Here is a 24,658-nt window from a genome sequence, read left to right as displayed (position 1 = left end):
GGGCCTGATCTGCCCGGGCAGAACAGCTCATTCCCCCCGTGTCACCCGCGCCAGATCCAGCGCCGCCCCCGCCAGCACCCCCACACTCTCCGCATACACCGCGTCCGCCCGTTCGAAAGCCGGGCGGCCCTGGCCGCGGAGGAAGGTGAGGACGCCCAGTGTCCGGCCGCGGCTGCGGAGCACCGTGCACAGCGCGTGCACCGCATCCCGCGGCCACTGGCGCTCCGCCGCCCAGTCACCCTTCGCCCCGGCCGCACCACCGGCCGGTGCGCTCGCGCGGACGGAGCCGTTGCGGTCGGCCGACTGGAGCGCCGGGTGGCCCGGCGGGTAGCGCACCGGGATGCCGCCGCCCGCCACCGGCATGCACGGGCCCGGCGCACCCCGTGGAGTCGCCGCGGCGCGGATCAGCCGCTCCCCGTCCCGGTCCGTCAGATCGATCAGCGCATGGTCCGCGAAGCCCGCCAGCGCGAAGTCGAGATACGCCGTCGCCGCCTCCATCGGATCCTCGCACTCCGCCGCTGCTCGCCCCGCCCGGTGCAGCTGGCTGGACCGGAAGCGCAGCCGGTCCGCCTCCTGCCCGGCCAGCTTGGACTCCGTCACGTCGTGGAACAGCCACCCCACTCCCAGCGGCACCGGCTCCTCCGCGAGCGGCGAGGCCAGCCGCAGAAAGCCGCTGCGCCAACAGCGCCGTTGCTCGCCCTGGGACGTACTCAGCGTCACCCACAGATCAGCGAGCCCCCGCGGCGCGCCCTCGGCCAGCACATGGTGGAGCGCCCCCTCCAGTTCCTCCACACCCTGGACGACCAGCTCACCCAGCGGCCGCCCGAGCGGGGACGTACGCCCGGCGCCGAGCGCCCGCGCCGCATGACCGTTGACGACGGTCGGCCGCAGGTCCACATCGACGAGTACGACTCCCCAGGACGCGTCCTCGAACAGCGCCTCGCTCAGCGCGATCGACCGCTCCAGGTCGATCTGCGCATGCACCTCGCTGAACGCGCAGTACACCCCGGTCGGCTTGCCGTCCGCACCGAGCACCCGCGCCGACTGGGTCCGTACGAGAACGCGGCCGCCGTCCTTGCGCAGCAGCGCGAACTCATGGACCTGCCGCCCCGGCGCATCCATCGCGGCCATCAGCCGCGCCTGCACCTCCCCGGCATCGGCGGTCCGCACCGCCCACCCGGCGAATCCCCGCCGGCCGACGGCCTCCTCGGGCGACCAGCCGAGAATCCGCTCTGCCTCGCGGTTCCAGTGCGTGATCGCGCCGTCGGCGTCGAACGCGCAGAGCGCCGCGTCCATCCCGTCCAGCAACGCGGCAAGCAACTCCGCCCCGGGCACCGGCGCGGGCTCCTCGGACCCCGCGCCCTCCCGCTCCGGCTCGTCAGGCCCGAGCGCATTGGTGGTCTCACTCTTGGAAGCACTCATCCTGGACCCCCTGCAGGACGCGTCCGCGCGAGCTTATGCACGTCAGATCATTGAACTCGAACGTGACGCAGGACACACCAGGTTCGCGGAAATCGTTGCCTCCCGGAAATTCGCTTGTGGCGCCCGGGACGGGTTCTTAGGGTGTGGCCACACGGTGAAAGGAGGTGGTCCGGAAGTGATGTCTTTTCGGATGCGTGAGGTGACTGCGGGCTGACGGCCCGTCGTCGCACTCTGTGTGCAGCCGACTGATCGTCGGCCGAAATTCCAAGCAGTCACCGACCCGCGGGCTCGCCGGCACATCCGGCCGGCCCCTCCGCAAGGAGGGACCAGAGCCCGCGGGTTTCTGCGTTCCCGGGCCCGGTCAGGGAGCCAGCCGCTCGACCCGCCACCCCTCATCCGTACGGACATACCGCAGCCGGTCGTGCAGCCGGTTCTCGTGGCCCTGCCAGAACTCCACCGTCTCCGCCTCGACCCGGTAGCCGCCCCACTCCGGCGGCACCGGGACCTGCTCGCCCTCCGGGTAGCGGGTCGCCAGCTCCTCGTATCTGCGCAGCAGGTCCTCGCGTGAGCCGATCACGGACGACTGCTCGCTCGCCCATGCGCCCAGCTGCGAGCCGTGCGGGCGGCTGCGGAAGTACGCGACCGTCTCGTCGCGGCCGATGCGGGCCACGGTGCCGTTGATGATGATCTGGCGGGCGAGCGGGTGCCAGGGGAAGAGCAGCGAGGCGTACGGGTTGGCGTCCAGCTCCCGGCCCTTGCGGGAGGCGTAGTTCGTGTAGAAGACGAAGCCACGGGTGTCGAACTGCTTCAGCAGCACCGTGCGGGACGACGGGCGGCCCTCCGGCGACGCGGTGGAGACGATCATGGCGTTCGGCTCGTGCAGACCGGCGGAGGCGGCGTCCTTGAACCAGTGCGCGAACTGGTCCACGGGATCGGGCGCCAGCTCCGTCTCCAGGAGCGGGGTGGAGCGGTACTGCTCCCGCATGACCGCGGGGTCGTGCGAGTCCGCGGGGTCGTGGGCGGGAGCGAGATCCGGGTGCGGGGCGGCTTGGTCGGTCACGGGGCCATCCTGCCTCAGCGGCCCAGTTTGCCCGGCACGGAGTGCCGCCAATCCTTCCCGCCCGAAATGGCGCAGTGTGCCGGATGTCACGCTTCCCCGCATCAGCCGGACCGGACAAAATCTTGGGTCGGGCCACTGTGGCCCCCATACAGCAGGGGATATCGTGCCTGCCTCCCGGCGATTGGGTGACCACCAGCCGCACGGGGCATCACCGGGGTGATTGACCCACACCCGTCGTACGCATCTTGAGGAGCCGCCAGATGTCCGACTTCGTACCTGGACTCGAGGGAGTCGTCGCGTTCGAAACGGAGATCGCCGAACCCGACAAGGAGGGCGGCTCGCTCCGCTACCGCGGTGTCGACATCGAAGACCTGGTGGGCCATGTGTCCTTCGGGAACGTGTGGGGGCTGCTGGTCGACGGCGCGTTCAATCCCGGGCTGCCGCCGGCCGAGCCCTTCCCGATCCCGGTGCACTCCGGTGACATCCGGGTCGATGTGCAGTCGGCGCTGGCGATGCTCGCCCCCGTGTGGGGCCTGAAGCCGCTGCTGGACATCGACGAGGCGCAGGCTCGCGACGATCTCGCGCGGGCCGCGGTGATGGCGCTTTCGTACGTGGCACAGAGTGCGCGCGGCCAGGGGCTGCCGATGGTCCCGCAGAAGGAGATCGACAAGGCGCAGTCCGTCGTCGAGCGGTTCATGATCCGCTGGCGCGGTGAGCCGGACCCTCGTCATGTGAAGGCCGTCGACGCCTACTGGACCTCGGCCGCCGAGCACGGCATGAACGCCTCCACCTTCACCGCCCGCGTCATCGCCTCGACGGGTGCGGATGTCGCGGCCGCTCTCTCCGGCGCCGTGGGAGCCATGTCGGGGCCGCTGCACGGCGGCGCCCCCTCCCGTGTCCTCGGCATGATCGAGGAGATCGAGCGGGCCGGGGACGCGACTGCCTACGTCAAGCACGCACTCGACAAGGGCGAGCGGCTGATGGGCTTCGGGCACCGGGTCTACCGCGCGGAGGACCCGAGGGCGCGCGTGCTGCGCCGTACGGCCAAGGAGCTGGACGCGCCGCGCTTCGAGGTCGCGGAGGCGCTGGAGCGGGCGGCACTCGACGAGCTGCACAACCGCCGACCGGACCGGGTCCTTGCCACGAACGTGGAGTTCTGGGCGGCGATCATCCTGGACTTCGCGGAGGTCCCGGCGCACATGTTCACGTCAATGTTCACCTGCGCGCGTACGGCGGGCTGGTCGGCGCACATCCTGGAGCAGAAGCGCACGGGACGGCTGGTGCGGCCGTCCGCGCTCTACGTCGGGCCGGGGTCGCGGAACCCGCAGGAGATCGCGGGCTACGAGGACATCTCGAACCTCGGGGGCTGAGCAGCCCCCGGGCCCCGGGCCCCAGGCCACGCCGGGCCCCGGGGCACGCCGGCCCCGGGTTCCCCCGCGCCGCCGCTTACGCCGCCGGCTCCAGCAGGTCCGCATGGTGCCGGGCGGCGACCAGCGGGTGCGCCCGCAGCTTGCCCTTGAGCTCGTTGCGGCCGTACTCGGCGAACAGCGGATTCGCCGGGTCCGCGGTGACACCCGGCGCGTGTGCCGCGTACGGGAAGGGCAGCGGCTCGATCCGGGCGTCCAGGCGCGGGTTGTAGAAGAACGGCACGGAGAACCGCTCGGTGGCGCCGGGCGGGCTGACCACCCGGTGGTTGGTCGCCTTGAGATAGCCGTTGGTGGCGACCTCGAGAAGCTCGCCGAGGTTGACGACGAACGCACCCGGCAGCGGCGGTACGTCGTGGAAGGCGCCGTCCTCGCGCTCCACCTGGAGGCCGCCGATCCGGTCCTGCTGGAGCAGGGTCAGGAAGCCGTAGTCCTTGTGGGCGCCGACGCCCTGGCCCCCGCCTTCGGCGGCGCTGCCCGGGTAGCGCACCAGCTTGAGGTGCAGGTGTGCCCGGTCGCCGAAGACGTCGTCGTAGAAGTCGGGGGGCGCGCCGATGGCGGTGAGCAGTTCGGTGAGCAGCTTGTGGGCGACACCGCTGAGCCGGTCGATCCAGGCGAGCGCGGCGGGGCGGAGCTCGGGCAGGGCGGCGGGCCACTGGTTGGGGCCCTCCAGCCACCAGTACCCGGGCTCGCCGGGGCCGGGGACGCGGACGGGCCGTTCGGCGCCGATGTCGAGCTGGTCGCGCCAGTCCATGCTGCCGCCGGTGCGCTCGTCTCCGGTGCGCGTGTAGCCGCGGAAGTGCGGCGAGTTGACGTTGTCTATGGCGAGCCGGTCGGCCTCGGGCAGCGCGAAGAAGGCCCGCATGGCGGTGGTCAGCGCGGTGGTCTCGGCGTCGGTGACGCCGTGCCCGGTGAGCTGGAAGAAGCCGACGTCATGGGCGGCGCTGTGCAGCTGCGCATGCAGCAGGGCCCGGGCCTGGGGGCCGCGGTCGGCGGCCGAGAGGTCGATGACGGGGAGCTGAAGGTACGACGAGGCGTGAGACATGTGTGCGTCCGCAGGGTGTACGGGGTCCCGAGGGGCCGCCAGGGGTGGGGCGGGGCCAAGGGTGCCGGAGGTGGAGAGGGGCTGTGCGCTGGCTCAGAGGGAGCGTCGACAGCCCATGCTCGTGACGCGGACATAGTCCACGTGGCGGCGTCGTACGAGCAGAAGCATGCGCCCAGGGTACTGCGGACCGAATGGGACGGTGGTGTCCCGGGTCACAGGGGATCAGCACAGGTCAGAGCGGATCAGTCCAGCGCCTCGTCCAGCAGCGCCGCCCACTGCGCCACCACCCTCCTACGGCGCGCGGCGTCGTCCGTGAGGAGGTTGGCGAGGCCCAGGCCGCGCGCCATGTCGAGCAGCCCCTGGACCGTTTCGCGGACGCCGGGATGCGATTCGTCCACCTCCAGCAGCTGCACGGCGATCCGATGCGTCTCGCGGCCGACCCTGGCCTCCAGCTCGGTGACCCGCGAGCGCAGCTGGTCCTCGTTCGACGCCGCCACCCAAAGGTGCAGCGCGGCCCGGAACAGCGGCCCGGTGTAGAGGTCGACGAGGGCCGCGACGACCGCCGTACGGTCCTGGGTCGGGAGCGCCCGCAGGGCCTGTGAGCGCTCCTCCGCCACGTATTCGACCGCCGCCGTGAACAGGTCCTCCCGGGTCGGGAAGTGGTGCTGTGCCGCGCCCCGCGAGACTCCGGCCCGCTCGGCGACCGCCGAGACGGTCGAGCCCGCCCAGCCGTGTTCGGCCAGGCAGGCCACCGCGGCTTCGAGCAGCCGCTGCCGGGTGGCCCGGCTGCGGTCCTGCTTGGGCTCCTTCGCCTTCGGCTCCTTGGTCACCGGTTCCCCGGCCTGCGGCTCCTTGGCGGCGGAGGTCACAACACCCATGCGGGGTCCCGTCGTTCGAGGAAGGACGTCATCCCCTCGCGTGCCTCCGCGGAGGCGAAGAGCGACGCCGAGCGCTGCACAAGATCCTCCGCGTCGCGGTCGAAGGTCTCCAGCACCCTAGCTCCGAGCAGCTCTTTCGACGCGGCCAGCCCCTGCGGGGACGCCCTGCGCAGCCCGTCGAGCACCGGCGCGAGCGCCGCGTCCACATCGTCCGCGGCGAGCGTGATCAGTCCCGTACGAGCAGCCTCCGCCGCGTCGAAGCGCTCCCCCGTGAGGTAGTAGCGCTCGGCCGCGCGCTGGTCCATCCGCGGCAGCAGCGGCAGTGAGATCACGGCGGGCGCGACCCCGATCCGCACCTCCGTGAAGGCGAAGTCGGCGGCACTGGCGGCGGCCGCGATGTCGCAGGCGCCCAGCAGCCCGAGGCCGCCGGCCCGTACATGCCCGGTGACGCGGGCCACCACCGGTTTCGGCAGCGTGACGATCTGCCGCAGCAGGGCGACGAAGGTGTACGGATTGGGCGGGGCCTTCAGATCGGCGCCCGCGCTGAACGTGGAGCCGGTGTGGGTGAGCACAACGGCCCGTACGGACTCGTCCTTGGCGCACTCCCCCAGCGCCTCGCCCAGCTCGCCGACGAGCCGCGCCGACAGGGCGTTGCGGTTCTCCGGCGAGTCCAGCGTCAGCGTGGTGATGCCGCGCTCGTGCGCGGTGGCGAGAAGCGTCACGTGTTCTCCCTCTTGATCGGCTCCCGGTCCCTCAGTTCACGCCTGAGGATCTTTCCGGAGGCGGCGCGCGGAACCACGCCGGTGAACGAGACACAGCGGATCTTCTTGTACGGCGCGACCCGCTCCGCCACGAAGGCAATCACATCGTCCTCGGTCAGCTCCTCGGCGTCCCGCTGCCGTACGACGTACGCCTTCGGGATCTCGTTCCCGTCCGCGTCGTACACGCCGATCACCGCCGCGTCCGCGATGCCCTCGTGGGTGAGCAGCAGCGCCTCCAGCTCTGCGGGAGCGACCTGGAAGCCCTTGTACTTGATGAGCTCCTTGACCCGGTCGACGACGAAGAGCCAGCCGTCTTCGTCGACGCGCCCGACGTCGCCGGTGTGCACCCAGCCGTCCGCGTCGATCATCTCGGCGGTCGCCTCGGGCCGGCCGAGGTAGCCCTTCATCACCTGCGGTCCACGGATCGCTATCTCGCCCTCCTCGCCGATGCCGACGTCCTTTCCGGGGTCGTCGAGACAGACGAGCCGCATCTCGGTCGAGGCGATGAGCTTGCCGACGGTGCCGGGCGGCGGGTTGCCGGCCGCCGGCGGCACCACATGCGTGCCGGGCGACAGCTCGGTCATGCCGTACGCCTGGCCGATGGGCGGCAGCCCGAGCCGCCGGGAGCAGGCCGCGGCCAGTGAGGCGTCCAGGGGGGCGGCCGAGCAGATGATGTAGCTCAGCGAGCCGAGGTCGTACTGCGCGACCGCCGGGTGCTTGGCGAGTGCGAGGACGATCGGCGGGGCGACGTACAGACCGTTGATGCGGTGTTTCTCGATCGCCCCGAGGAAGGTGTCGAGCTCGAAGCGGGGCAGTACGACGACGGTGGCGCCGTTGCGCAGCGGGGCGTTCATCAGGGCGGTGAGGCCGTAGATGTGGAAGAACGGCAGTACGGCGAGGATGCGGTCGCCGGGGCCCATCGGCAGCAGCGGACTGAGCTGGGCGAGGTTGGTGGCGATGGAGCGGTGGGTGAGCATCACGCCCTTGGGCACTCCGGTGGTGCCGGAGGAGTACGGCAGGGCGGCGATGTCCTCGGCCGGGTCGATGGCGATGTCCGGCTCGGGCGCGATCGAGCCGAGCATGTCGAGGACGCTCGCATGCCCGTCGGCACGGTCGCAGACGAAGATCTCCTCGATGCCGCCGACCAGTTCGGCGGCCCTGCGAGCGACTTCGAGGAGAGGTGAGACGGTGACGATCCAGCGGGCGGAGGAGTCACGGAGCTGTTTGGCGAACTCCTCCGCCGTGGAGAGCGGATGGACGGTGGTGACGGTCGCGCCGGCGCGGGTCGCCCCGTAGAAGACGGAGGGATACGCGATGGTGTTGGGGCTGTGCAGGGCCAGCACATCGCCCTTGCGCAGGCCCGCGTCGGCGAGCGAGGCGGCGATGCGCCGGTGGAAGTGGTCGAGCTGGCGGTAGGTGATGGTGGTGCCGTTCACGCCGTCGATCAGGGCGATCGTGTCGCCGTACTCGGCGGCTGCCCGGCCGAGCACGGCCTCGTGGATCGGCTCGGTGACGGCCGGGACATCTGCGTACTCGCTGCGGAACACGGTTCCAGGCATGTCGGCCCCCTCGCACTGTGTGGACGGCCAGAATCGCCTCTGTCAGTACGACTTGGGGAGACCCAGGGACTGGTGGGATACGTAATTGAGGATCATCTCGCGGCTGACCGGGGCGATCCGGGCGACGCGGGCGGCGGTGATCAGGGACGCGAGGCCGTACTCGCGGGTGAGGCCGTTGCCGCCGAGGGTGTGGACGGCCTGGTCGACGGCCTTCACACAGGCCTCACCGGCCGCGTACTTGGCCATGTTGGCGGCCTCGCCGGCGCCGATGTCGTCTCCGGCGTCGTAGAGGGCCGCGGCCTTCTGCATCATCAGGCGGGCGAGTTCGAGCTCGATGTGGGCCTGGGCGAGGGGGTGGGCGATGGCCTGGTGGGCGCCGATGGGTGCCTTCCAGACCTGGCGGGTCTTCGCGTAGTCGATGGCCTTGGCGAGGGCGTAGCGACCCATCCCGATGCCGAAGGCGGCGGTCATGATGCGTTCGGGGTTGAGTCCGGCGAAGAGCTGGAGCAGCCCGGCGTCCTCTCCCCCACAGCCTTCGGCGTGGGAGGTACCCCCACCGACAAGCGCGTCGTCGGGCAGGTGCACCTCGTCCAGTACGAGCTCGAACTGCTTCTCCTGGGCGTGCAGTTCCATGTCGATCTGCGAGCGCTGGAAGCCGGGGGCGTCGCGGGGGACGATGAAGAGGCACGGCTTGAGCCTGCCGGTCCTCGCGTCCTCGGTGCGGCCGACGATGAGGGTGGCGTCGGCGATGTCGACGCCGGAGATGAAGACCTTGCGCCCGTTGAGGATCCAGCCGCCGTCCTTCTTGCGCGCGGTGGTCGTGATCCGGTGGGAGTTCGATCCGGCGTCGGGCTCGGTGATGCCGAAGGCCATGGTGAGGCTGCCGTCGGCGAGGCCGGGGAGCCACTGCCGCTTCTGCTGCTGCGTGCCGAAGCGGGCGATGACGGTGCCGCAGATGGCGGGCGAGACGACCATCATGAGGAGGGGACACCCGGCGGCGCCCAACTCCTCGAGCACTATGGAGAGTTCGGCCATGCCGCCTCCTCCGCCGCCGTGCTCCTCGGGGAGGTTGACGCCGAGATAGCCGAGCTTGGCGGCCTCGGCCCACAGCTGTTCGCGTTCGTATCCGCGCCCGTGGCGCTGTCCGAGCGCGGCGACGGCGGCACGCAGTGCGGTGTGTTCCTGGCTCTCGATGGTCATGACGCGGTGTCCTCCTCCTGTACGACGGCGAGCAGGGCGCCGACCTCGACCTGACGGCCGGGTACGGCGTGGAGTGCGGTGAGGATGCCGGAGGCGGGCGAGAGGATGCGGTGCTCCATCTTCATGGCCTCCAGCCATACGAGCGGCTGCCCCTGGGTGACCTTGGCCCCTTCGGCGAGACCGTCCCCGATACGGACGACGGTCCCGGGCATGGGTGCGAGCAGGGACCCGGGCTCGGCCCGGTCCTGCGGATCGGTGAACCTCGGTCGCACGGCGAGCGCGTGCGCGCCGGTGGGGCTGTCGATGTGGACGTGCCCGTCACCGTGATCGGTGACGTCGAAGGGCCGTACGACTCCGTCGATCTCGAGCCGTACGCGGTACGGTCCGGCGTCGACGGCCCGCACCCCGGGATCGTCGACCAGCTCGAACCCGCCGCCCCGGGTGGGGCGGTAGCGGATCTCGTGCTCGCCGTACGCCTTGACCTGCGGCTGGGACGGAAGGTTCCGCCAGGCTCCGGGCCGTGCCGCGGCATCGGCGAGCGCGGCGGCAATCGCGGCGTGCCGCTCCCCGTCGGCGGGCGCGGTGAGGGCGTCGAGGTGCCGCTCGTAGAACCCGGTGTCGAGCCGTGCGGAGGTGAAGTCGGGATGCTCCAGGGACCGCACGAGCAGCGCCCGATTGGTGACGGGCCCGTGCACGCGGGCCCGCCGCAACGCATCCGCGAGCCGCCGCACGGCGTGGTCCCGGGTGGGGGCCCAGGCGATGACCTTGGCGATCATGGGGTCGTAGTGCACGCCGATGGAGTCCCCGCCGGCATACCCGGAGTCGACGCGCAGGCCAGGGGCTCCCCCCGGCACGTCCAGCGCGTGCAGCACCCCCGTCTGCGGCGTCCACCCGCTCCCCGGGTCCTCCGCGTACAGCCTCGCCTCCACCGCGTGGCCCCGCGCCCCCGGTGGCTCCGCGGGCAACGCCGCGCCCTCCGCCACCCGCAGTTGCATCTCCACCAGGTCCACGCCGAACACCGCTTCCGTCACCGGGTGTTCCACCTGGAGGCGGGTGTTCATCTCCAGGAAGTGCGCCTGGTCGCCGACGACCAGGAACTCCACCGTCCCCGCGCCCCGGTAGTCCGTCGCCCGTGCCGCCCGTACCGCCATTGCGTACAAGGTCTCGGTGAGTTCGGGGCTCAGGCCCGGAGCCGGTGCCTCCTCGATCACCTTCTGGTGGCGGCGTTGCAGGGAGCAGTCACGGGTGCCCAGCGCCCAGACCGTGCCGTGCGCGTCCGCCAGGATCTGGACCTCGACATGGCGGCCGTTCTCGACGTACGGCTCCAGGAACACCTCGCCGTCGCCGAACGCCGACGCCGCTTCGGACCGGGCCGCCGCCAACTCTCCGGCCAGGGAGGCCAGGGAACGGACGATCCGCATGCCCCGGCCCCCGCCGCCCGCCGCCGCCTTCACCAGGACCGGCAGGTCGGCCTCGGTCAGCGCCGCGGGGTCGAGGGGCGCGCCGCCCATCAGTTCCTTCGCGCGGGTCTTGGACGCCATCGCTTCGATGGACGAGGGAGGGGGGCCGATCCACACCAGGCCCGCAGCCGCCACCGCCCGCGCGAACTCCGCGTTCTCCGACAGGAAGCCGTACCCCGGATGCACCGCATCCGCGCCCGCCGCGAGCGCCGCCTTCACGATCAACTCGCCTCGCAGATACGTGTCCGCCGGGGCCGCTCCCGGCAGCCGTACCGCCGCGTCCGCCTCCCGTACATGCAGGGCGGTCGCATCCGCGTCCGAGTACACCGCGACCGTCGCGATGCCCAGCTCACGGCAGGTACGGAAGATCCGGCAGGCGATCTCGCCCCGGTTGGCGACAAGTACAGAAGTGATCATCGAAGAGTCCTCACATCCGGAAGACGCCGAAGCCGCCGCGCGCGCCTTCGACCGGGGCCGTGTGGATGGCCGACAGACACAGGCCGAGGACGGTGCGGGTGTCGCGCGGATCGATGACTCCGTCGTCGTACAGCCGCCCCGAGAGGAACATCGGCAGCGACTCCGCCTCGATCTGCTGCTCCACCATGGCCCGCAGCCCCGCGTCCGCCTCCTCGTCGTACGGCTGTCCCTTCGCCGCCGCCGACGCCCGCGCCACGATCGACAGCACGCCCGCCAGCTGCTGCGGCCCCATCACCGCCGACTTGGCACTCGGCCAGGCGAACAGGAACCGGGGGTCGTAGGCCCGCCCGCACATGCCGTAGTGCCCGGCTCCGTAGGAGGCCCCCATCAGCACGGACAGGTGCGGGACGCGCGAGTTCGACACCGCGTTGATCATCATCGCGCCGTGCTTGATGATGCCGCCCTGCTCGTACTCCCTGCCGACCATGTAGCCGGTCGTGTTGTGCAGAAAGAGCAGCGGCACATCGCGCTGGTTGGCGAGCTGGATGAACTGCGCCGCCTTCTGCGACTCCGCGCTGAACAGGACGCCCTGCGCATTGGCCAGCACCCCGACCGGATACCCGTGCAGCGAGGCCCACCCCGTCACCAGGCTCGGCCCGTACAGCGGCTTGAACTCGTCGAAGTCCGAGCCGTCGACAATCCGCGCGATCACTTCTCGCGGGTCGAAGGGCGTCTTCAGGTCCTCGGGCACGATGCCGAGGAGCTCCTCCTCGTCGTACTTGGGCGGCTCGGCCGGGCCCGGACCGGCGTGCGCCTTGCGCCAGTTGAGACGCGCGACCACCCGCCGCGCCTGCCGCAGCGCATCCGCCTCGTCCACCGCGAAGTAGTCGGCGAGTCCCGACGTACGCGCGTGCATCTCCGCGCCGCCGAGCGACTCGTCGTCGCTCTCCTCCCCCGTCGCCATCTTCACCAGCGGCGGCCCGCCGAGGAAGACCTTGGACCGCTCCTTGATCATGATGGTGTGGTCGGACATGCCGGGGACGTACGCGCCTCCGGCGGTCGAGTTCCCGAAGACGACCGCGATGGTCGGAATCCCGGCCGCCGACAGCCGGGTGAGGTCCCGGAACAGCGCCCCGCCGGGGATGAAGATCTCCTTCTGGGACGGCAGATCCGCCCCGCCGGACTCGACGAGCGAGATGCACGGCAGCCGGTTGGCGAAGGCGATCTCATTGGCGCGCAGCGCCTTCTTCAGCGTCCAGGGGTTGGATGCCCCGCCCCGCACGGTCGGGTCGTTCGCCGTGATCAGGCACTCGACGCCCTCGACGACGCCGATGCCGGTGACCATCGACGCGCCGACCGGGTAGTCGCTGCCCCACGCGGCGAGCGGGGACAGCTCCAGGAAGGGCGTGTCGGGGTCGAGCAGCAGCTCGATCCGCTCGCGCGCCAGCAGCTTTCCGCGCCCCCGGTGCCGCGCGACGTACTTCTCACCGCCGCCCGCGAGCGCCTTGGCGTGCTCGGCCTCCAGGGCGGCGAGCCGGTCGAGCATCGCCTCCCGGTGGGCTGCGTACTCCGGTCCCCCGGGATCCAGCGACGACGCGAGCACAGTCACAGCAGTTCCTCCGGAATGTCGACGTACCGGCAGCGCAGCCACTCGCCGAGCGCCTTGGCCTGGGGGTCGAAGCGGGCCTGCGCGGCGACGCCCTGGCCGAGGATCCCCTCGATCGTGAAGTTCAGGGCGCGCAGATTCGGCAGCACATGGCGTACGACGGGCAGTTCGGCGGTCTCCGGGAGCAGCGCGCGGAAACGGTCCACCGTCAGCTCGTGGGCGAGCCAGCGCCAGGCGTCGTCGGACCTGACCCAGACGCCCACGTTGGCGTCGCCGCCCTTGTCGCCGCTGCGGGCGCCGGCGATCAGACCGAGGGGTGCGGGACGCCGGGGCCCGTCGGGCAGCTGCTGCGGCAGCTCGCCGGGGCCGGCCGGCGGCTCGACCACCTGCGTACGTACGGGAGTCGGCACCGCGATTCTCCGCCCGTCGGGCAGTACGGCCGTGTGCGTCACCTCGGCCGCGTCGATGTACTCGGCCTCGAAGACCCCGTACGGCGAGCCCTTGCCCGGCGGGGCCGTGACATGGAAGCCCGGATAGCTGCCGAGCGCGAGCTCGACCGCCGCGCCGGTCACCGTCCGCCCGACCTTGTCCGGGTCGCTGTCGCGCACGACGAGCCGCAGATAGGCGCTGGCCCGCTCCTCGGTGTCGCCGTCGGTCCGCTCGGTGCGGGCGAGCTCCCACCGCACCTCGGCCGGGCGGTGCTTGCCGAAGGCGTCCTCCAGCTGGTCCTGCACGAGGCGGGCCTTGGCCTCGATGTCGAGGCCGGTCAGCACGAAGACGACCTCGTTGCGCCAGCCGCCGATGCGGTTGAGCCCGACCTTCAGGGTCGGCGGCGGGGCCTCGCCGCGTACGCCGGAGATCCGCACCCGGTCGTCGCCGTCCTGCGTGAGCCGTACGGTGTCGAGGCGGGTGGTCACGTCCGGTCCGGCGTACCGGGCGCCCCCGGTCTCGTACAGCAGCTGCGCGGTGACCGTGCCGACGTCGACGAACCCGCCGGTGCCGTCGTGCTTCGTGATGACGCAGGTGCCGTCGGCGTGGATCTCGGCGAGGGGGAAGCCGGGGCGACGCACGTCATGGCTGCTGAAGAACGCGTAGTTGCCGCCGGTGGCCTGGGTGCCGCACTCCAGGACGTGTCCGGCGACGACGGCGCCCGCCAGCCGGTCGTACTGCGTCGGCCCCCAGCCGAAGTGGGCGACGGCCGGTCCGGTCACGAGCGCCGCATCGGTGACCCGGCCGGTGACGACGACATCGGCGCCCGCACGCAGGCACTCGGCGATGCCCGCACCGCCGAGGTAGGCGTTGGCGGTGAGAGCGCCGGGGAACCGGCCCGCGAGGTCGTCCCCCTCGACGTGCGCGACCTTGACGGGCACGCCGACGCGTTCGGCGAGCGCGCGGACGGCGTCGGCGAGTCCGGCGGGGTTGAGCCCGCCCGCGTTGGCGACGATCTTCACGCCGCGTTCGTGGGCGAGCCCGAGAGTGTCCTCCAACTGTCTGAGGAAGGTCTTGGCGTAGCCGAGGCGAGGGTCCTTGAGCCGGTCGCGGCCGAGGATGAGCATGGTGAGCTCGGCGAGATAGTCGCCGGTGAGCACGTCGAGTGGCCCACCGGTGAGCATCTCGCGCAGGGCGTCGAAGCGGTCGCCGTAGAACCCGGAGGCGTTTGCGATACGCAGCATCCTCAGGCTCCCTGCGGCGCGCGGCCGGGTCCCGCGGGGCCCGCGAACGCCTGCGCGATGTCCAGCCACCGGTCGGCGTCGGCGCCCTCGGCCCGTACGGCGAGGTCGGCGCGGTGCGCGCGCTGGGTGACCAGCAGACAGAAGTCGAGGGCGGGCCCGCTCACGCGCTGCGCGGCGTCCTCGGGTCCGTACACCCAGAGCGTCCCGTCCGGCGCGGTCAGCTCGACCCGGAAGGGCGCGGCGGGCGGCGTCAGTCCTCGTACTGCGAAGGCGTAGTCCCGCGCGCGGACCCCGATGTACGCGACGTGCCGCAGCCGGGCGGTGGGTTCGCGTACGACACCGAGCGCGTCGGCGATGTCCTGCCCGTGCGCCCAGGTCTCCATCAGCCGCCCGGTGGCCATGGAGGCGGCGCTCATCGGCGGCCCGTACCAGGGGAAACGGGCTCCGGCCGGGGCGGCGCGCAGGGCCTGCTGCAAGTGTTCGCGCCCGTCGCGCCAGCGGGCGAGGAGCTGGGCGGGCGGCAGCGCCGCGCCCTCTTCGGCGCCCTCGTCGACGAAGGAGTCGGGCGCGAGGAGTGCCTTCTCGACCTGGGCGGCGAAGGCGCCGGCGTCGGTGACGGCGAGCAGTGCGGCGGAGTCGGTCCAGGCGAGATGCGCGATCTGGTGGGCGATGCTCCAGCGCTCGGCGGGGGTCGGCCCTGCCCACTCCTTTGCGCTCAACTCCCTTACCAGCTGGTCGAGTTGATCACTCTCACTGCGCAGGTCGTCGAGTACGACGGTGGGGTCGGACACGGTGCGCTCCCTCGGGACACGGCGTTGTGTGCCCTGGAGCATGGCAGCGCGACAGAAAACAAGCAAGCACGCTTGCTTTAGATCTGGTGTCCTTCTGGCGCATTTCTGGCCACCTGGGTGCGTACGGCGCCCATGCTCGCGGCGATGACCAGCGCGATCGCCAACGCGTCGAGCGCGGAAAGGGCTTGATGCAGTACGAGGAATCCGGCCGTCGCCGCGATCGCCGGCTCCAGGCTCATCAGTACGGCGAAGGTCGGGGCGGGCAGCCGGCGCAGCGCGAGCAGTTCCAGGGTGTACGGCAGGACGGACGACATCAGCGCGACGGCGAGCCCCAGCCCGAGCGTGGAGGGCACGACCAGCTTGGCCCCGGCCTCCGCGATACCGAGCGGCAGGCTCAGCACGGCGCCGACGCCCATCGCGAGCGCGAGCCCGTCAGCCTGCGGGAAGCGCCGCCCTGTGCGGGCACTGAAGACGATGTACGCGGCCCACATCGCGCCCGCGGAGAGCGCGAAGAGCGCGCCCACGGGGTCGAGCCGGTCGAAGCCGCCGCCGCTGAGCAGGACGACGCCGCCGAGCGCGAGGCCCGCCCAGACGAGATTGACCAGCCGCCGCGACACGATCACCGAGAGCACGAGCGGGCCCAGGACCTCGAAGGTGACCGCGACACCGAGCGGGATGCGGTCGGCGGCCTGGTAGAAGAGGACGTTCATGGCGGCCATGGCGGTACCGAAGGCGACGACGGTGCCCCAGTCGGCGCGCGAGTGCCCGCGGAGAGTGGGCCGGCAGACGGCGAGCAGCACGAGGGCGGCGAGGACGAGCCGCAGGGTGACGACGCCGAGGGCTCCGGCGCGGGGCATGAGCAGGACGGCAATGGCCGCGCCGAACTGGACGGAGAGCCCGCCGGCGACGACGAGGGCGACGGGGCCGAGGCGGTGGCCGGTGGCGGGGCGGGGCCCGGAGCCGGCCGTGTCCAGGGCTGCGGCGGCTTCCGGCTCGTTGGCGACGACAGCGGTGCGGTGCTCGTCCACCGGAAACCTCCCTGGATACCTTTCGGCCGACGCCCTCCACGCTACGGGTCTTCGAGCGCTGGGTGAAATACCGACTGGGCTGCCGTTATGCTCCACACGCATGAGCATCGAGCTGCGCCATCTCCGCTGCTTCCTGGCCATCGCGGAGGAGTCCAGCGTGACCAGGGCGGCGGCCCGGCTGCACCTCACCCAGCCCGCGGTCTCCCGGTCGCTGGCCGCGCTGGAGAAGCACCTCGGCACCCGGCTGGTGGACCGTTCCACCCATCATCTCGCCCTCACCGCGGAGGGCGAGGTCTTCCGCACCAAGGCGGCGGCCGCGGTCGCCGCCTTCGACGAGGCCCTGGACGCGGGCCGGCTGCGCTAGCGGGGCATGGTGGACACGCCCGGCGCGGACCTGGCGGCGGGGCCGGTCATCCTGCGCCTCAAGATCGTCTATGCCGGAACGGGAATAACCTCAAGTCGGCGTGGACGGGCGAAAACAGACTCCGTAGCGTCGACTTCGGCCGGTCCCAAACCGGGGGCCGAAGATCCAGGGAGACACGTCGAGCACCTTCGCTCCAGCACAGGGAGAAGGGCTTGTCGAGAGCCCCGAGGCAGTTCTGAGGGAGGCTGTCCGTGTTCTTGGCTGGTGACGACTGGCGGAACACCTTCGACTCCAATCAGGGATTCGTTGGGGCTGCCGCTCCTCACCGCTTCTGGCGGTGGACGTCCCTCCACACCTGCACCATGTCGGCCGCACACGACGCCAGGAACAACAGGGGGACCCAGAAACGGAACGAGGCCACGTCGGGACTGCGCAGCTCGTCGCTCCCCGCCACGACGACCAGCACGGCGAGCAGCCCGACCGCCAAGACCCGGCGCCGCTGGGCCCGCCGCTTGCGGCCCGGGCCGTCGGCCAACCGGGATGCGTAGATCTCCACATCACCGAATTCCCCCTGAGCCGTCAGCTCCGGTGCCGCGCCCAGGTGGGAGCGGGCTTCGGTCACATGCCCGCGCGCATCCGCCGCCGACATGCCGTGCCGTCCGCGCAGCAGCCCGTCCAGGCGCCGGAGCCACGCCTCGCTGTCCCCACCCGGAGCCGGGGCGAACCACCTGTCTGCTGTCCCGTCGGGCAGGCAGTGCGCGCCCACCATCACCACTGCCGATGCGGCCAGCAGTACCGGCGCGGGCAGCGAGAACAGTTCGCGTCGGGGCAACAGGGAAGCGGCAGCGATCCCGCCCGCCAACCCCACTGCGAACGCTCCGATGCACGCCCGCATGGCCGGCACGCGGCCCGCGGTGCGCAGGGCGACCGCGACACAGGCGACCACGGCGGCCGCGGCGAGCACGCTGACGCCTGTCAGCGTCGCCCACGACACATCGACCCATGTCCCGTTGCGGACCCAGCGGGTTGCGCTCAGCAGGACTCCCGAGAACCCGGCCATCGCGAGCCCGCCCGTGAACCGCTCACCTGCCGTCGTACCCGCCAGGTCCACCCTGCTGGTGTGCGCCTCGTCGATGCGTTCGGCCGCAACAGAGGCTGCGTACTGCCGCGGGTCGTCGAACAGGTCCCGCGCCGACCTGCCGGTCTCGGTCACCATCTCGTGGACCTCGGAGAGTGCCTGGTCCGCCAGGCCCTTCTGGGGGTTGTACTTCAGAACGAGTTCGAGTTCGAAGTCGGCGGCCCACCTCTCGTCCTCCTCTCGGGTCCACCGGATGCCTGTGTTCACCGTCATAGCCCTTCCCCTCCCGTAAGCGCCGTCACTGTGGTGCTGAAGTCCCTCCAGGCCGTGCGCTGTTCCTCAAGGCGCCTTCGGCCCTCTTCGGTGATGAGGTAGTACTTGCGCCCCGGCCCGGCCTCTCCAGCCGCCCACTGCACCTCGACCGCGCCTTCCTCGGCCAAGCGGGCAAGCGCGGGGTAGAGCGTGGCGGGCTTCACATTGCCGAGGCCGGCCGTCGACAAGCGGTTCAGCAACGCGTAGCCGTAGCTGGGCCCTTCGGCTTCCAGGACGCCCAGCAGGCAGAGCTGCAGACATGCGCGTACCCACGCCGGGTGAGGTACGGCCACCAGGACCAGCTCCTTCTCGAAATCTCGACTAGTTCGAGAATCACACTAGTCCGGGAATCGATCGGAGCCAACCATGGGAGCACTTGACGCCGGGCCGATTCATTCCGTCGGCGTGCCTACCCGTAGGCGGTTGCCGTCAGGGTCGCGCAGCTCGATCTCACGCGCCCACGGGGCGTCCTTCGCCTGTACCCCGAATTCAGCAGCGATGGCGTCGACATCACGGACGCGGAGGTAGATCAAGGTGTCGGGGCGGGCATCGTCCTTGTGCTCCGACAAGAACAACCGCACCCGGCCGCGGGCGACCTCCACGAACGCGGGAAACCCTGGATCGAAGCGATGTTCCCACTGCTTGGCGAAGCCCAGACGGCCGTACCAAGCGACCGCCGCGGTGGCATCTTGGACGTGAAGGATGGGGATGACTTCCTCGTTCATGCGACCCGTCTTCCTGAAGATCTTTCCCGTGTGCCTCTCCATGCTTCCGGTCGCACACGCGGGGAACGTCGCCCTCGAAGAGGACATCCGACTGCATCCTTGGAACTAGGGGGTGTCTTTTGGATCAGGCCGGATCAGTGAGCGGGGTCTGGCGTGGTGCATCGCAAGGCGGAGGAAGGAGTCCATGCGGAGCATCGGCGACTGACGACAACGCAGCGAGGTGCCGTGCCAGGGCACGCGAGCCCGGCAAGATCCGAAAGACACCCCCTAGGGGTGTCCGGCGGATCATGTCGGCGTGCCGGAAATTCCATGTCGGCTCCGGCGCCCGCGGACATAGCCTCGGGGCGTGCTCCAACTCGTCCTTGCCGCATCCGTGTTCACCGTGGCCGCCGCCGTGTACGGGGCCATCGGCCTCCGGTGGCGGCGCCGGGCCCGGATCCGGCGCGAGATCCTCGGGCTGGTCGCCGCCCTGGACCTCGAGCCGTACCACGCCGCCGCGATGGAGTCCCGGGCGACCGAGGCGGCCGCCGCCGAGCTGCTGCTCGGCGGGTACCTCGACATCGACGGGGAAGGGGCGGCGCTCCTGACCGAGGCGGGCCGCGACCCCGGCCGGACGCCCGCCCATCCGCTGCCCGCCGCCCTGCTGGAGGCCGTGCGCCGGCACGATCCCGAGCCGGTGTCGATCGGCTGGATCGACTGGTGCGACGAGGAGTACCAGGCGCGGCGCAGCGCGTACCGGAGCGAGCGGGACGCCCTGCTGCCCGAGATTCCGCGCATGCCGGACGGCAATGGGCGGCAGCTGCTGGCCTGCTGCTCCTGCATGGGCGCCACCCTGCTGGTGAGTTTCTGGAGCCTGGCGGCCACGCTGCTGGTGATGGCGCGCCCGCACGGCGTCCTGGAATGGGCCGCCTCCGCGACGGCCGCCGCGGGCCTGGCGGCGCTCTGGTTCGCCGAGGGCGCCCACCAGGCGGTCCGCGCCCGCACGGCATGCGGGGACCCGCTCGGGGACCGGAACCGCGCAGAGTTGCATCCGTCCCTCGCGGCGCTGGACGAGCAGCAGCGGTTCCACGTCCTCATGAGCATCGACGACCACAGCAGGTGGCGGGGCACCGACCAGGAACTCCTCGAGGGCGGTGACGAGGACGACGACTGGATGGACGACGACTGGTGGGCGGACGCGTACCACTACCGGGCCGCCGACCACGAGGAGGAGCCCGACGACAGGGACGAGCCCGAAGACGAACTCGACGGCGACGCCCGAGGCACGCCCGCGGGGACTTGTCCGTCCGATCAGGTGACTGCCTCGTGCCCCGGTCGTTGCTCCGGGCATGGGGCGGGGTGATCTCGCAGAGGGAAAACGGCCTACGAACGTCACCGGCTGTGGTCTGCCAACGGAACCCGGGAACACCTGCTCCAGCAGATTCAGGCCCAAGCGGACGCGGCAGGCGATCGACCGGAGCCCTCACGATCTGGCTCCGCACACGATCGACCGGACAGGTCGTCGTACCGCAACTGCGCCACGGCCCGCACATGGGGCCGACAGCGGGCTCCCGGACATGCCCCGTGGTAGACCGGGCTCATGAAGCGCGACGAGCTGCTGTGGTTCCTTCGCCGGTACAAGCTCGCCGTCCAGGCGACCGTCGCCCCGGACGGCACCCCCCAGGCCGCCGTCGTCGGATTCGCCGTCAGTGACGAGTTCGAGATCGTCTTCGACACCGTCGAGACGACCCGCAAGTGCCTCAACCTCCGCGCCGACCCCCGTATCGCGCTCGTCGTCGGCTGGGACGACGCGATCACCGTGCAGATCGAGGGCGTCGCCGACTTCCCCACCGGCCCCGATCGCGAACACCTTCTCGCGACCTACTTCGCCGTGTATCCCGACGGCCGGGACCGGCTCGCGTGGCCCGGGATCACGCACGTCCGGGTGCGGCCGACCTGGGTGCGGTACAGCGACTTCACCCAGGACCCGCCACTGGTCGAGGAGCTCACGTTCGGGTGAGTCACAGGCCTTCCGCCAGCACCTCCGCCAGATGCCGCGCCCGCCGTCCCCCCAGCTGCTCCAGCTGCTGAAGTTGCGTACGGCACGAGAAGCCGTCCGCCAGGATCTCCGCGTCCTGCCCCGCCGCGCGGACCGACGGGAGCAGCTGGTCCTCCGCGCACGCCACCGACACTCCGTAGTGGCCCTTCTCGAAGCCGAAGTTGCCCGCAAGTCCGCAGCAGCCGCCGCTCAGTTCGCCCTCCAGGCCTGCCCGTTCGCGCAGCCGGCGGTCCGCCTCGTCGCCCAGGACCGCGTGCTGGTGGCAGTGGGTCTGGCCCGCGACCGGGCGGCCGATCAGGGGCGGCTCCCAGTCGGGGGCGCACTCCTGAAGGGCCTGGGCGAAGGTGCGGACGGATGCCGCCAGGAGGGCCGCTCGGGGGTCGTCGCCGAGCAGCTCCGGGAGGTCCGTCTTCAGCGCCGCCGCGCAGCTCGGTTCGAGGACGACCACGGGGACGGCCAGATCCAGCAGCGGCTCCACCGTGTCCAGCGTCTGCCGCAGCACCGCCCGCGCGCGGTCGAGCTGGCCCGTCGAGACGTAGGTGAGGCCGCAGCAGACCCGGCCCGGCGGGAGTGCGATGTCCATACCCGCCGCCTCCATGACCCGTACCGCCGCGCGGCCCACTGACGGTGCGAGGTGGTCGGTGAAGGTGTCCGGCCACAGCACCGCCGTACGGCTCTTCGCGAAGACCTCGGCCCTCTCCCCCATGTGATCCCGCAGCCAGCGCCGCAGGGTGACGGGGGCGAGCCGGGGGAGTTCGCGTTCCGGGGCGATCCCGGCCACCCGCTTCGCGAGCGCCGCCAGCGGGCGCACCCGCGACACCGCGTTGACCGTGCGCGCGAAGGGCGCGGCCGCCCGCAGCCACACCGGCAGGCGGCCCATCGCGTAGTGCGACGCGGGGCGCAGTCGGCCCGCATAGTGGTGGTGCAGGAATTCCGCCTTGTACGTGGCCATGTCGACGCCCACCGGGCAGTCGCTGCGGCACCCCTTGCAGGACAGGCACAGATCGAGCGCGTCCCGCACCTCCGTCGAGCGCCAGCCGTCGCGTACGACGTCCCCCGCCAGCATCTCGTGCAGCAGACGGGCCCGCCCACGCGTCGAATGCTGCTCCTCGCCCGTCGCCCGGAACGACGGGCACATCACGTCCGGCCCCGAACTCGGTCCCGCGACACGGCACTTGGCGACGCCCACACACCGGCGCACCGCCCCCGCGAAGTCCCCGCCGTCGTGCGGATAGCCGAACTCCACCTCCACCGGCCTGCTCGGCAGGACGGCGAAGCGGAGGTTCTCGTCCAGTCGCGCGGGCCGGGCCAGCATGCCGGGGTTCATCCCGCCCGCCGGGTCCCACAGGTCCTTGAACCGGCCGAAGAGGGCGACCAGTTCGTCTCCGTACATCTTCGGCAGCAGCTCCGCGCGGGCCTGCCCGTCGCCGTGTTCGCCCGACAGCGAGCCACCGTGCGCGACGACGAGTTCCGCCACCTCCTCCGAGAAGCGCCGGAAGGCCCGCACACCCTCGGCGCTCATCAGGTCGAAGTCGATACGGACATGGATGCAGCCGTCGCCGAAGTGTCCGTACGGCGTGCCGCGCAGGCCGTGCTCGGCGAGCAGGGCCCGGAAGTCGCGCAGATACGCCCCGAGCCGGGCGGGTGGCACCGCGCAGTCCTCCCAGCCGGGCCAGGCCTCGCTCCCGTCGGCCGTACGGGTCGCCGTGCCCGCCGCGTCCTCCCGTACCCGCCACAGCGCCCGCATACCGGCCGGATCGTCCACCACCGTGCCGTCCAGCGCGTCCGCCGCGCGCACGATGGCGGACGCGTGGGCGCGCGCCTCGGCCGCCGTGTCGCCGCCGGTCTCCACGAACAGCCAGGCACCGCCGCGCGGCAGTCCCCGCACGTCCGGCACCAGGTCCTCGGCCATGCCCTCCACAGTGAGCGGCCGAAAGCTGAGCAGCCCGGGGGCCGCCTCGGCGGCCGCGCTCTCGTCCGGATAGCCGAGCACCGCGAGCGCACGGGCACGCGGCGCCTCGACCAGGCGTACGGTCGCCTCCGTCACCACCCCCAGCGTGCCCTCGCTGCCGCAGAAGGCCCGCGCCAGATCGGCGCCCTTCTCGGGCAGCAGGGCGTCCAGCGCATAGCCGGAGATACGTCGGGGCAGCCCGTCCGGATAGCCGGTCCGCAGCAGCGCCAGATTCCGGTCGACCAGCTCGTGCAGGCCGGTGGGCGCGCCCGCCCAGCCCTGGCCCAGCCGGAGCTCGGCGCCGCCGTACGTCACGACCGAGAGTCCGTGGATGTTGTCGGCGGTCGTGCCCCATGCCACCGAGTGGGAGCCGCAGGAGTTGTTGCCGATCATCCCGCCGAGCGTGCAGCGGTTGTGCGTGGACGGATCGGGCCCGAAGGTCAGCCCGTCGGGCCGTACGGCGTCACGCAGCGTGTCCAGTACGACGCCGGGCTGCACCACCGCGGTATGCGCCTCGGCGTCCACGTCCACGACGGCGTTCATATGGCGGGTGAAATCCAGCACCACGCCGATGCCGGTGGCCTGGCCGGCGATCGAGGTACCCGCGCCGCGTGGCACCACCGGAACGCCCCGGGTCCGGCACACCTCGAGCGCGGCGGCCACGTCGTCCGCGTCGCGCGGCGCGACGACGCCGACCGGGACGCGCCGGTAGTTGGAGGCGTCCATGGTCATCAGGGCGCGGGCGGCCGCGGAGAAGTCCACCTCGCCGCGCACGGCCTGCGCGAGGGCGCGTGCCAGCTCGGCCGCCTCAGGCGAACCCGCGTCACGCGAACCCGGTCCGCCCGAGCCAGCCGCACGCCCGCCCGCGCGCGAACCCGAACCGCCGGGACCCGGCCCGCCCGAGCCCTCTCCGCCCCGCCCCACCTGTCGCTGTTCAGCCATGTGTCTCAGGATGCCCCTGTCGCTCTTCTCACACCGCCCGTCACACCGGCAGCAAACCTGCCGGTTGCGCCCGGTGCGTCGCCCCAGCCCTTGGCAAAGCCCGCCGCGAACCCCCCAATGTGATCGCCAACTCTCCTATAGTGACGACCACTTGATCAGGAACAAGCGGCTCCAGTTACGCCCTCGCCACCCCGGAAGGCAACACTCGATGACCGGCACCGCCCAGAACCGATGACCCGCGTCTCGCGGGCGGTCCCCCAGGCGCAGCCCCACCCCGCGCTCGCCGGGACGGCTGCCGACGCCCTGAAGATCATCGTCGTGGGCGGTTTCGGAGTCGGCAAGACCACGATGGTCCGCTCCGTCAGCGAGATCCGCCCGCTGCACACGGAGGAGGTCATGAGCCGCGCCGGCCGCAGCCTCGACGACACCGGCCGCGCCCGCACCAAGGGCTCCACCACCGTCGCGTTCGACTTCGGCCGGATCACCATCGACGAGCGCAGCCTGTATCTCTTCGGCGCGCCCGGCCAGGAACGCTTCGGGTTCCTCTGGGACCGCCTCTTCGAGGGCACGCTCGGCGCGGTCGTCCTCGTGGACACCCGCTCCCTGCCCGACGCCTGGTACGCGCTGGACCGCCTGGAGCACCACGGCACGCCCTTCATCGTCGCCGTCAACGACTTCGGCGGGCCGCTGCACAGCGACGAGCAGATCCGCGAGGCGCTGGCGCTGGGGCCGGAGGTACCGCTCGTCGAGTTCGACGCCCGGGACCATTCCTCCAGCAAGTTCGTACTGATCGCGCTGGTCGAGCATCTGCACGCGCTCGCGTTGCGCACGAAGGACGGTTGACGCGCGAAACGGCCGAGGCGCAGGTCAGGACCCTGTGGCCCGTCTCAGCCGCCGGACCGCGTACGCACCGCGCCGCCGGAC

General features: G+C 71.7%; 20 protein-coding genes and 2 pseudogenes. 6 read left to right on the top strand and 16 right to left on the bottom strand.

The features are described from left to right. Nucleotides 1–27: 27 nt before the first annotated feature. A complete protein-coding gene (locus tag ACI2LP_RS13055; protein ID WP_404724596.1) occupies nucleotides 28–1,422 on the bottom strand; it encodes a PAS domain-containing protein in 1,395 nt (464 codons plus the stop codon). Nucleotides 1,423–1,783: 361 nt separating this feature from the next. Beyond that, the gene (pdxH, locus tag ACI2LP_RS13050; RefSeq protein WP_404724595.1) at nucleotides 1,784–2,482 is read right to left on the bottom strand and encodes a pyridoxamine 5'-phosphate oxidase; all 699 of its coding nucleotides are present in this window, start codon (nucleotides 2,480–2,482) and stop codon (nucleotides 1,784–1,786) included. Nucleotides 2,483–2,742: 260 nt separating this feature from the next. On the opposite strand from pdxH, the gene ACI2LP_RS13045 reads away from it, so the two are divergent. Further along, a complete protein-coding gene (locus ACI2LP_RS13045) occupies nucleotides 2,743–3,852 on the top strand; it encodes a citrate synthase 2 (protein ID WP_404724594.1) in 1,110 nt (369 codons plus the stop codon). A gap of 76 nt (nucleotides 3,853–3,928) precedes the next feature. Here ACI2LP_RS13045 and ACI2LP_RS13040 read toward each other — a convergent pair whose 3' ends face one another. From ACI2LP_RS13040 to ACI2LP_RS12995, 10 genes are all read right to left on the bottom strand, one after another. Then, a complete protein-coding gene (locus ACI2LP_RS13040; RefSeq protein ID WP_404724593.1) occupies nucleotides 3,929–4,951 on the bottom strand; it encodes an isopenicillin N synthase family dioxygenase in 1,023 nt (340 codons plus the stop codon). A gap of 242 nt (nucleotides 4,952–5,193) precedes the next feature. Further along, complete coding sequence (locus ACI2LP_RS13035; protein ID WP_404724592.1) at nucleotides 5,194–5,829, bottom strand: TetR/AcrR family transcriptional regulator; 636 nt, start codon at nucleotides 5,827–5,829, stop codon at nucleotides 5,194–5,196. Beyond that, nucleotides 5,817–6,551: an enoyl-CoA hydratase family protein gene (locus ACI2LP_RS13030; protein WP_404724591.1), complete on the bottom strand. Its 735-nt coding sequence runs from the start codon at nucleotides 6,549–6,551 to the stop codon at nucleotides 5,817–5,819. Before ACI2LP_RS13030 ends, ACI2LP_RS13035 begins: the two co-directional genes overlap by 13 nt. Then, entirely contained in the window at nucleotides 6,548–8,149 is a 1,602-nt protein-coding gene (locus tag ACI2LP_RS13025; RefSeq protein WP_404724590.1) for a 4-coumarate--CoA ligase family protein, read from the bottom strand. The genes ACI2LP_RS13030 and ACI2LP_RS13025 overlap by 4 nt, the downstream gene beginning before the upstream one ends. A gap of 42 nt (nucleotides 8,150–8,191) precedes the next feature. Continuing rightward, nucleotides 8,192–9,349 carry an acyl-CoA dehydrogenase family protein gene (locus tag ACI2LP_RS13020; RefSeq protein ID WP_404724589.1) on the bottom strand — a complete coding sequence of 386 codons (1,158 nt, stop codon included), beginning with the start codon at nucleotides 9,347–9,349 and terminating at the stop codon, nucleotides 8,192–8,194. Then, nucleotides 9,346–11,226: an acetyl/propionyl/methylcrotonyl-CoA carboxylase subunit alpha gene (locus ACI2LP_RS13015; RefSeq protein WP_404724588.1), complete on the bottom strand. Its 1,881-nt coding sequence runs from the start codon at nucleotides 11,224–11,226 to the stop codon at nucleotides 9,346–9,348. Before ACI2LP_RS13015 ends, ACI2LP_RS13020 begins: the two co-directional genes overlap by 4 nt. Nucleotides 11,227–11,236: 10 nt before the next feature. After that, nucleotides 11,237–12,835 (bottom strand): acyl-CoA carboxylase subunit beta, encoded by a 1,599-nt coding sequence (locus tag ACI2LP_RS13010; RefSeq protein ID WP_404724587.1) that lies wholly within the window; start codon nucleotides 12,833–12,835, stop codon nucleotides 11,237–11,239. Further along, a complete protein-coding gene (locus ACI2LP_RS13005) occupies nucleotides 12,832–14,505 on the bottom strand; it encodes an acyclic terpene utilization AtuA family protein (protein ID WP_404724586.1) in 1,674 nt (557 codons plus the stop codon). Before ACI2LP_RS13005 ends, ACI2LP_RS13010 begins: the two co-directional genes overlap by 4 nt. A 2-nt stretch (nucleotides 14,506–14,507) precedes the next feature. Then, nucleotides 14,508–15,296: a TIGR03084 family metal-binding protein gene (locus ACI2LP_RS13000; RefSeq protein ID WP_404724585.1), complete on the bottom strand. Its 789-nt coding sequence runs from the start codon at nucleotides 15,294–15,296 to the stop codon at nucleotides 14,508–14,510. Nucleotides 15,297–15,373: 77 nt separating this feature from the next. Continuing rightward, nucleotides 15,374–16,324 carry an EamA family transporter gene (locus ACI2LP_RS12995; RefSeq protein ID WP_404724584.1) on the bottom strand — a complete coding sequence of 317 codons (951 nt, stop codon included), beginning with the start codon at nucleotides 16,322–16,324 and terminating at the stop codon, nucleotides 15,374–15,376. Nucleotides 16,325–16,424: 100 nt separating this feature from the next. Between ACI2LP_RS12995 and ACI2LP_RS12990 the strand changes: the two are divergent. After that, a pseudogene (locus tag ACI2LP_RS12990) lies at nucleotides 16,425–16,685 on the top strand (LysR family transcriptional regulator); the annotation flags it as partial. Between the two features lie 325 nt (nucleotides 16,686–17,010). Here ACI2LP_RS12990 and ACI2LP_RS12985 read toward each other — a convergent pair. The 3 genes from ACI2LP_RS12985 to ACI2LP_RS12975 all read right to left on the bottom strand — a co-directional run bounded on the left by ACI2LP_RS12985 (nucleotide 17,011) and on the right by ACI2LP_RS12975 (nucleotide 18,803). Next, nucleotides 17,011–18,039, bottom strand: coding sequence for a hypothetical protein (locus ACI2LP_RS12985; protein ID WP_404724583.1), 1,029 nt, complete (start codon nucleotides 18,037–18,039; stop codon nucleotides 17,011–17,013). Continuing rightward, a complete protein-coding gene (locus ACI2LP_RS12980; RefSeq protein WP_404724582.1) occupies nucleotides 18,036–18,371 on the bottom strand; it encodes a PadR family transcriptional regulator in 336 nt (111 codons plus the stop codon). Before ACI2LP_RS12980 ends, ACI2LP_RS12985 begins: the two co-directional genes overlap by 4 nt. A gap of 99 nt (nucleotides 18,372–18,470) precedes the next feature. Next, nucleotides 18,471–18,803, bottom strand: a complete 333-nt coding sequence (locus ACI2LP_RS12975) for a glyoxalase superfamily protein (RefSeq protein ID WP_404724581.1) — start codon at nucleotides 18,801–18,803, stop codon at nucleotides 18,471–18,473. Nucleotides 18,804–19,149: 346 nt separating this feature from the next. Here ACI2LP_RS12975 and ACI2LP_RS12970 point away from each other — a divergent pair, with 346 nt between their 5' ends. The 3 genes and pseudogenes from ACI2LP_RS12970 to ACI2LP_RS12960 all read left to right on the top strand — a co-directional run bounded on the left by ACI2LP_RS12970 (nucleotide 19,150) and on the right by ACI2LP_RS12960 (nucleotide 20,802). Then, complete coding sequence (locus ACI2LP_RS12970; RefSeq protein WP_404724580.1) at nucleotides 19,150–20,145, top strand: hypothetical protein; 996 nt, start codon at nucleotides 19,150–19,152, stop codon at nucleotides 20,143–20,145. Between the two features lie 12 nt (nucleotides 20,146–20,157). After that, nucleotides 20,158–20,250 (top strand): annotated as a pseudogene (locus tag ACI2LP_RS12965) (IS5/IS1182 family transposase); the annotation flags it as partial. 132 nt (nucleotides 20,251–20,382) lie between these two features. Continuing rightward, entirely contained in the window at nucleotides 20,383–20,802 is a 420-nt protein-coding gene (locus tag ACI2LP_RS12960; RefSeq protein WP_404724579.1) for a pyridoxamine 5'-phosphate oxidase family protein, read from the top strand. 1 nt (nucleotide 20,803) lies between these two features. On the opposite strand, the gene ACI2LP_RS12955 is transcribed toward ACI2LP_RS12960, so the two are convergent. After that, nucleotides 20,804–23,734, bottom strand: a complete 2,931-nt coding sequence (locus tag ACI2LP_RS12955) for an FAD-binding and (Fe-S)-binding domain-containing protein (RefSeq protein ID WP_404724578.1) — start codon at nucleotides 23,732–23,734, stop codon at nucleotides 20,804–20,806. Between the two features lie 231 nt (nucleotides 23,735–23,965). Here ACI2LP_RS12955 and ACI2LP_RS12950 point away from each other — a divergent pair, with 231 nt between their 5' ends. After that, nucleotides 23,966–24,577, top strand: coding sequence for a GTP-binding protein (locus ACI2LP_RS12950; protein ID WP_404724577.1), 612 nt, complete (start codon nucleotides 23,966–23,968; stop codon nucleotides 24,575–24,577). The last annotated feature ends 81 nt before the right edge of the window (nucleotides 24,578–24,658 follow it).

It is taken from the genome of Streptomyces sp. NPDC019890 (assembly GCF_044903445.1).
GTDB lineage: Bacteria > Actinomycetota > Actinomycetes > Streptomycetales > Streptomycetaceae > Streptomyces.
The sequence above is the reverse complement of the archived record's forward strand: the minus strand, read 5'-3'. Positions and strand labels throughout refer to the sequence as shown.

What these genes read in the sequence shown, in the direction of transcription:
- ACI2LP_RS13015 (WP_404724588.1), bottom strand. Translation starts at nt 11,226, where the DNA reads ATGATCACTTCTGTACTTGTCGCCAACCGGGGCGAGATCGCCTGCCGG.
- ACI2LP_RS12960 (WP_404724579.1), top strand. Translation starts at nt 20,383, where the DNA reads ATGAAGCGCGACGAGCTGCTGTGGTTCCTTCGCCGGTACAAGCTCGCC.
- ACI2LP_RS12950 (WP_404724577.1), top strand. Translation starts at nt 23,966, where the DNA reads ATGACCCGCGTCTCGCGGGCGGTCCCCCAGGCGCAGCCCCACCCCGCG.
- ACI2LP_RS12955 (WP_404724578.1), bottom strand. Translation starts at nt 23,734, where the DNA reads ATGGCTGAACAGCGACAGGTGGGGCGGGGCGGAGAGGGCTCGGGCGGG.
- ACI2LP_RS12975 (WP_404724581.1), bottom strand. Translation starts at nt 18,803, where the DNA reads ATGAACGAGGAAGTCATCCCCATCCTTCACGTCCAAGATGCCACCGCG.
- ACI2LP_RS13045 (WP_404724594.1), top strand. Translation starts at nt 2,743, where the DNA reads ATGTCCGACTTCGTACCTGGACTCGAGGGAGTCGTCGCGTTCGAAACG.
- ACI2LP_RS13055 (WP_404724596.1), bottom strand. Translation starts at nt 1,422, where the DNA reads ATGAGTGCTTCCAAGAGTGAGACCACCAATGCGCTCGGGCCTGACGAG.
- ACI2LP_RS13005 (WP_404724586.1), bottom strand. Translation starts at nt 14,505, where the DNA reads ATGCTGCGTATCGCAAACGCCTCCGGGTTCTACGGCGACCGCTTCGAC.
- ACI2LP_RS13035 (WP_404724592.1), bottom strand. Translation starts at nt 5,829, where the DNA reads ATGGGTGTTGTGACCTCCGCCGCCAAGGAGCCGCAGGCCGGGGAACCG.
- ACI2LP_RS13040 (WP_404724593.1), bottom strand. Translation starts at nt 4,951, where the DNA reads ATGTCTCACGCCTCGTCGTACCTTCAGCTCCCCGTCATCGACCTCTCG.
- ACI2LP_RS13020 (WP_404724589.1), bottom strand. Translation starts at nt 9,349, where the DNA reads ATGACCATCGAGAGCCAGGAACACACCGCACTGCGTGCCGCCGTCGCC.
- ACI2LP_RS13025 (WP_404724590.1), bottom strand. Translation starts at nt 8,149, where the DNA reads ATGCCTGGAACCGTGTTCCGCAGCGAGTACGCAGATGTCCCGGCCGTC.
- ACI2LP_RS12985 (WP_404724583.1), bottom strand. Translation starts at nt 18,039, where the DNA reads ATGACGGTGAACACAGGCATCCGGTGGACCCGAGAGGAGGACGAGAGG.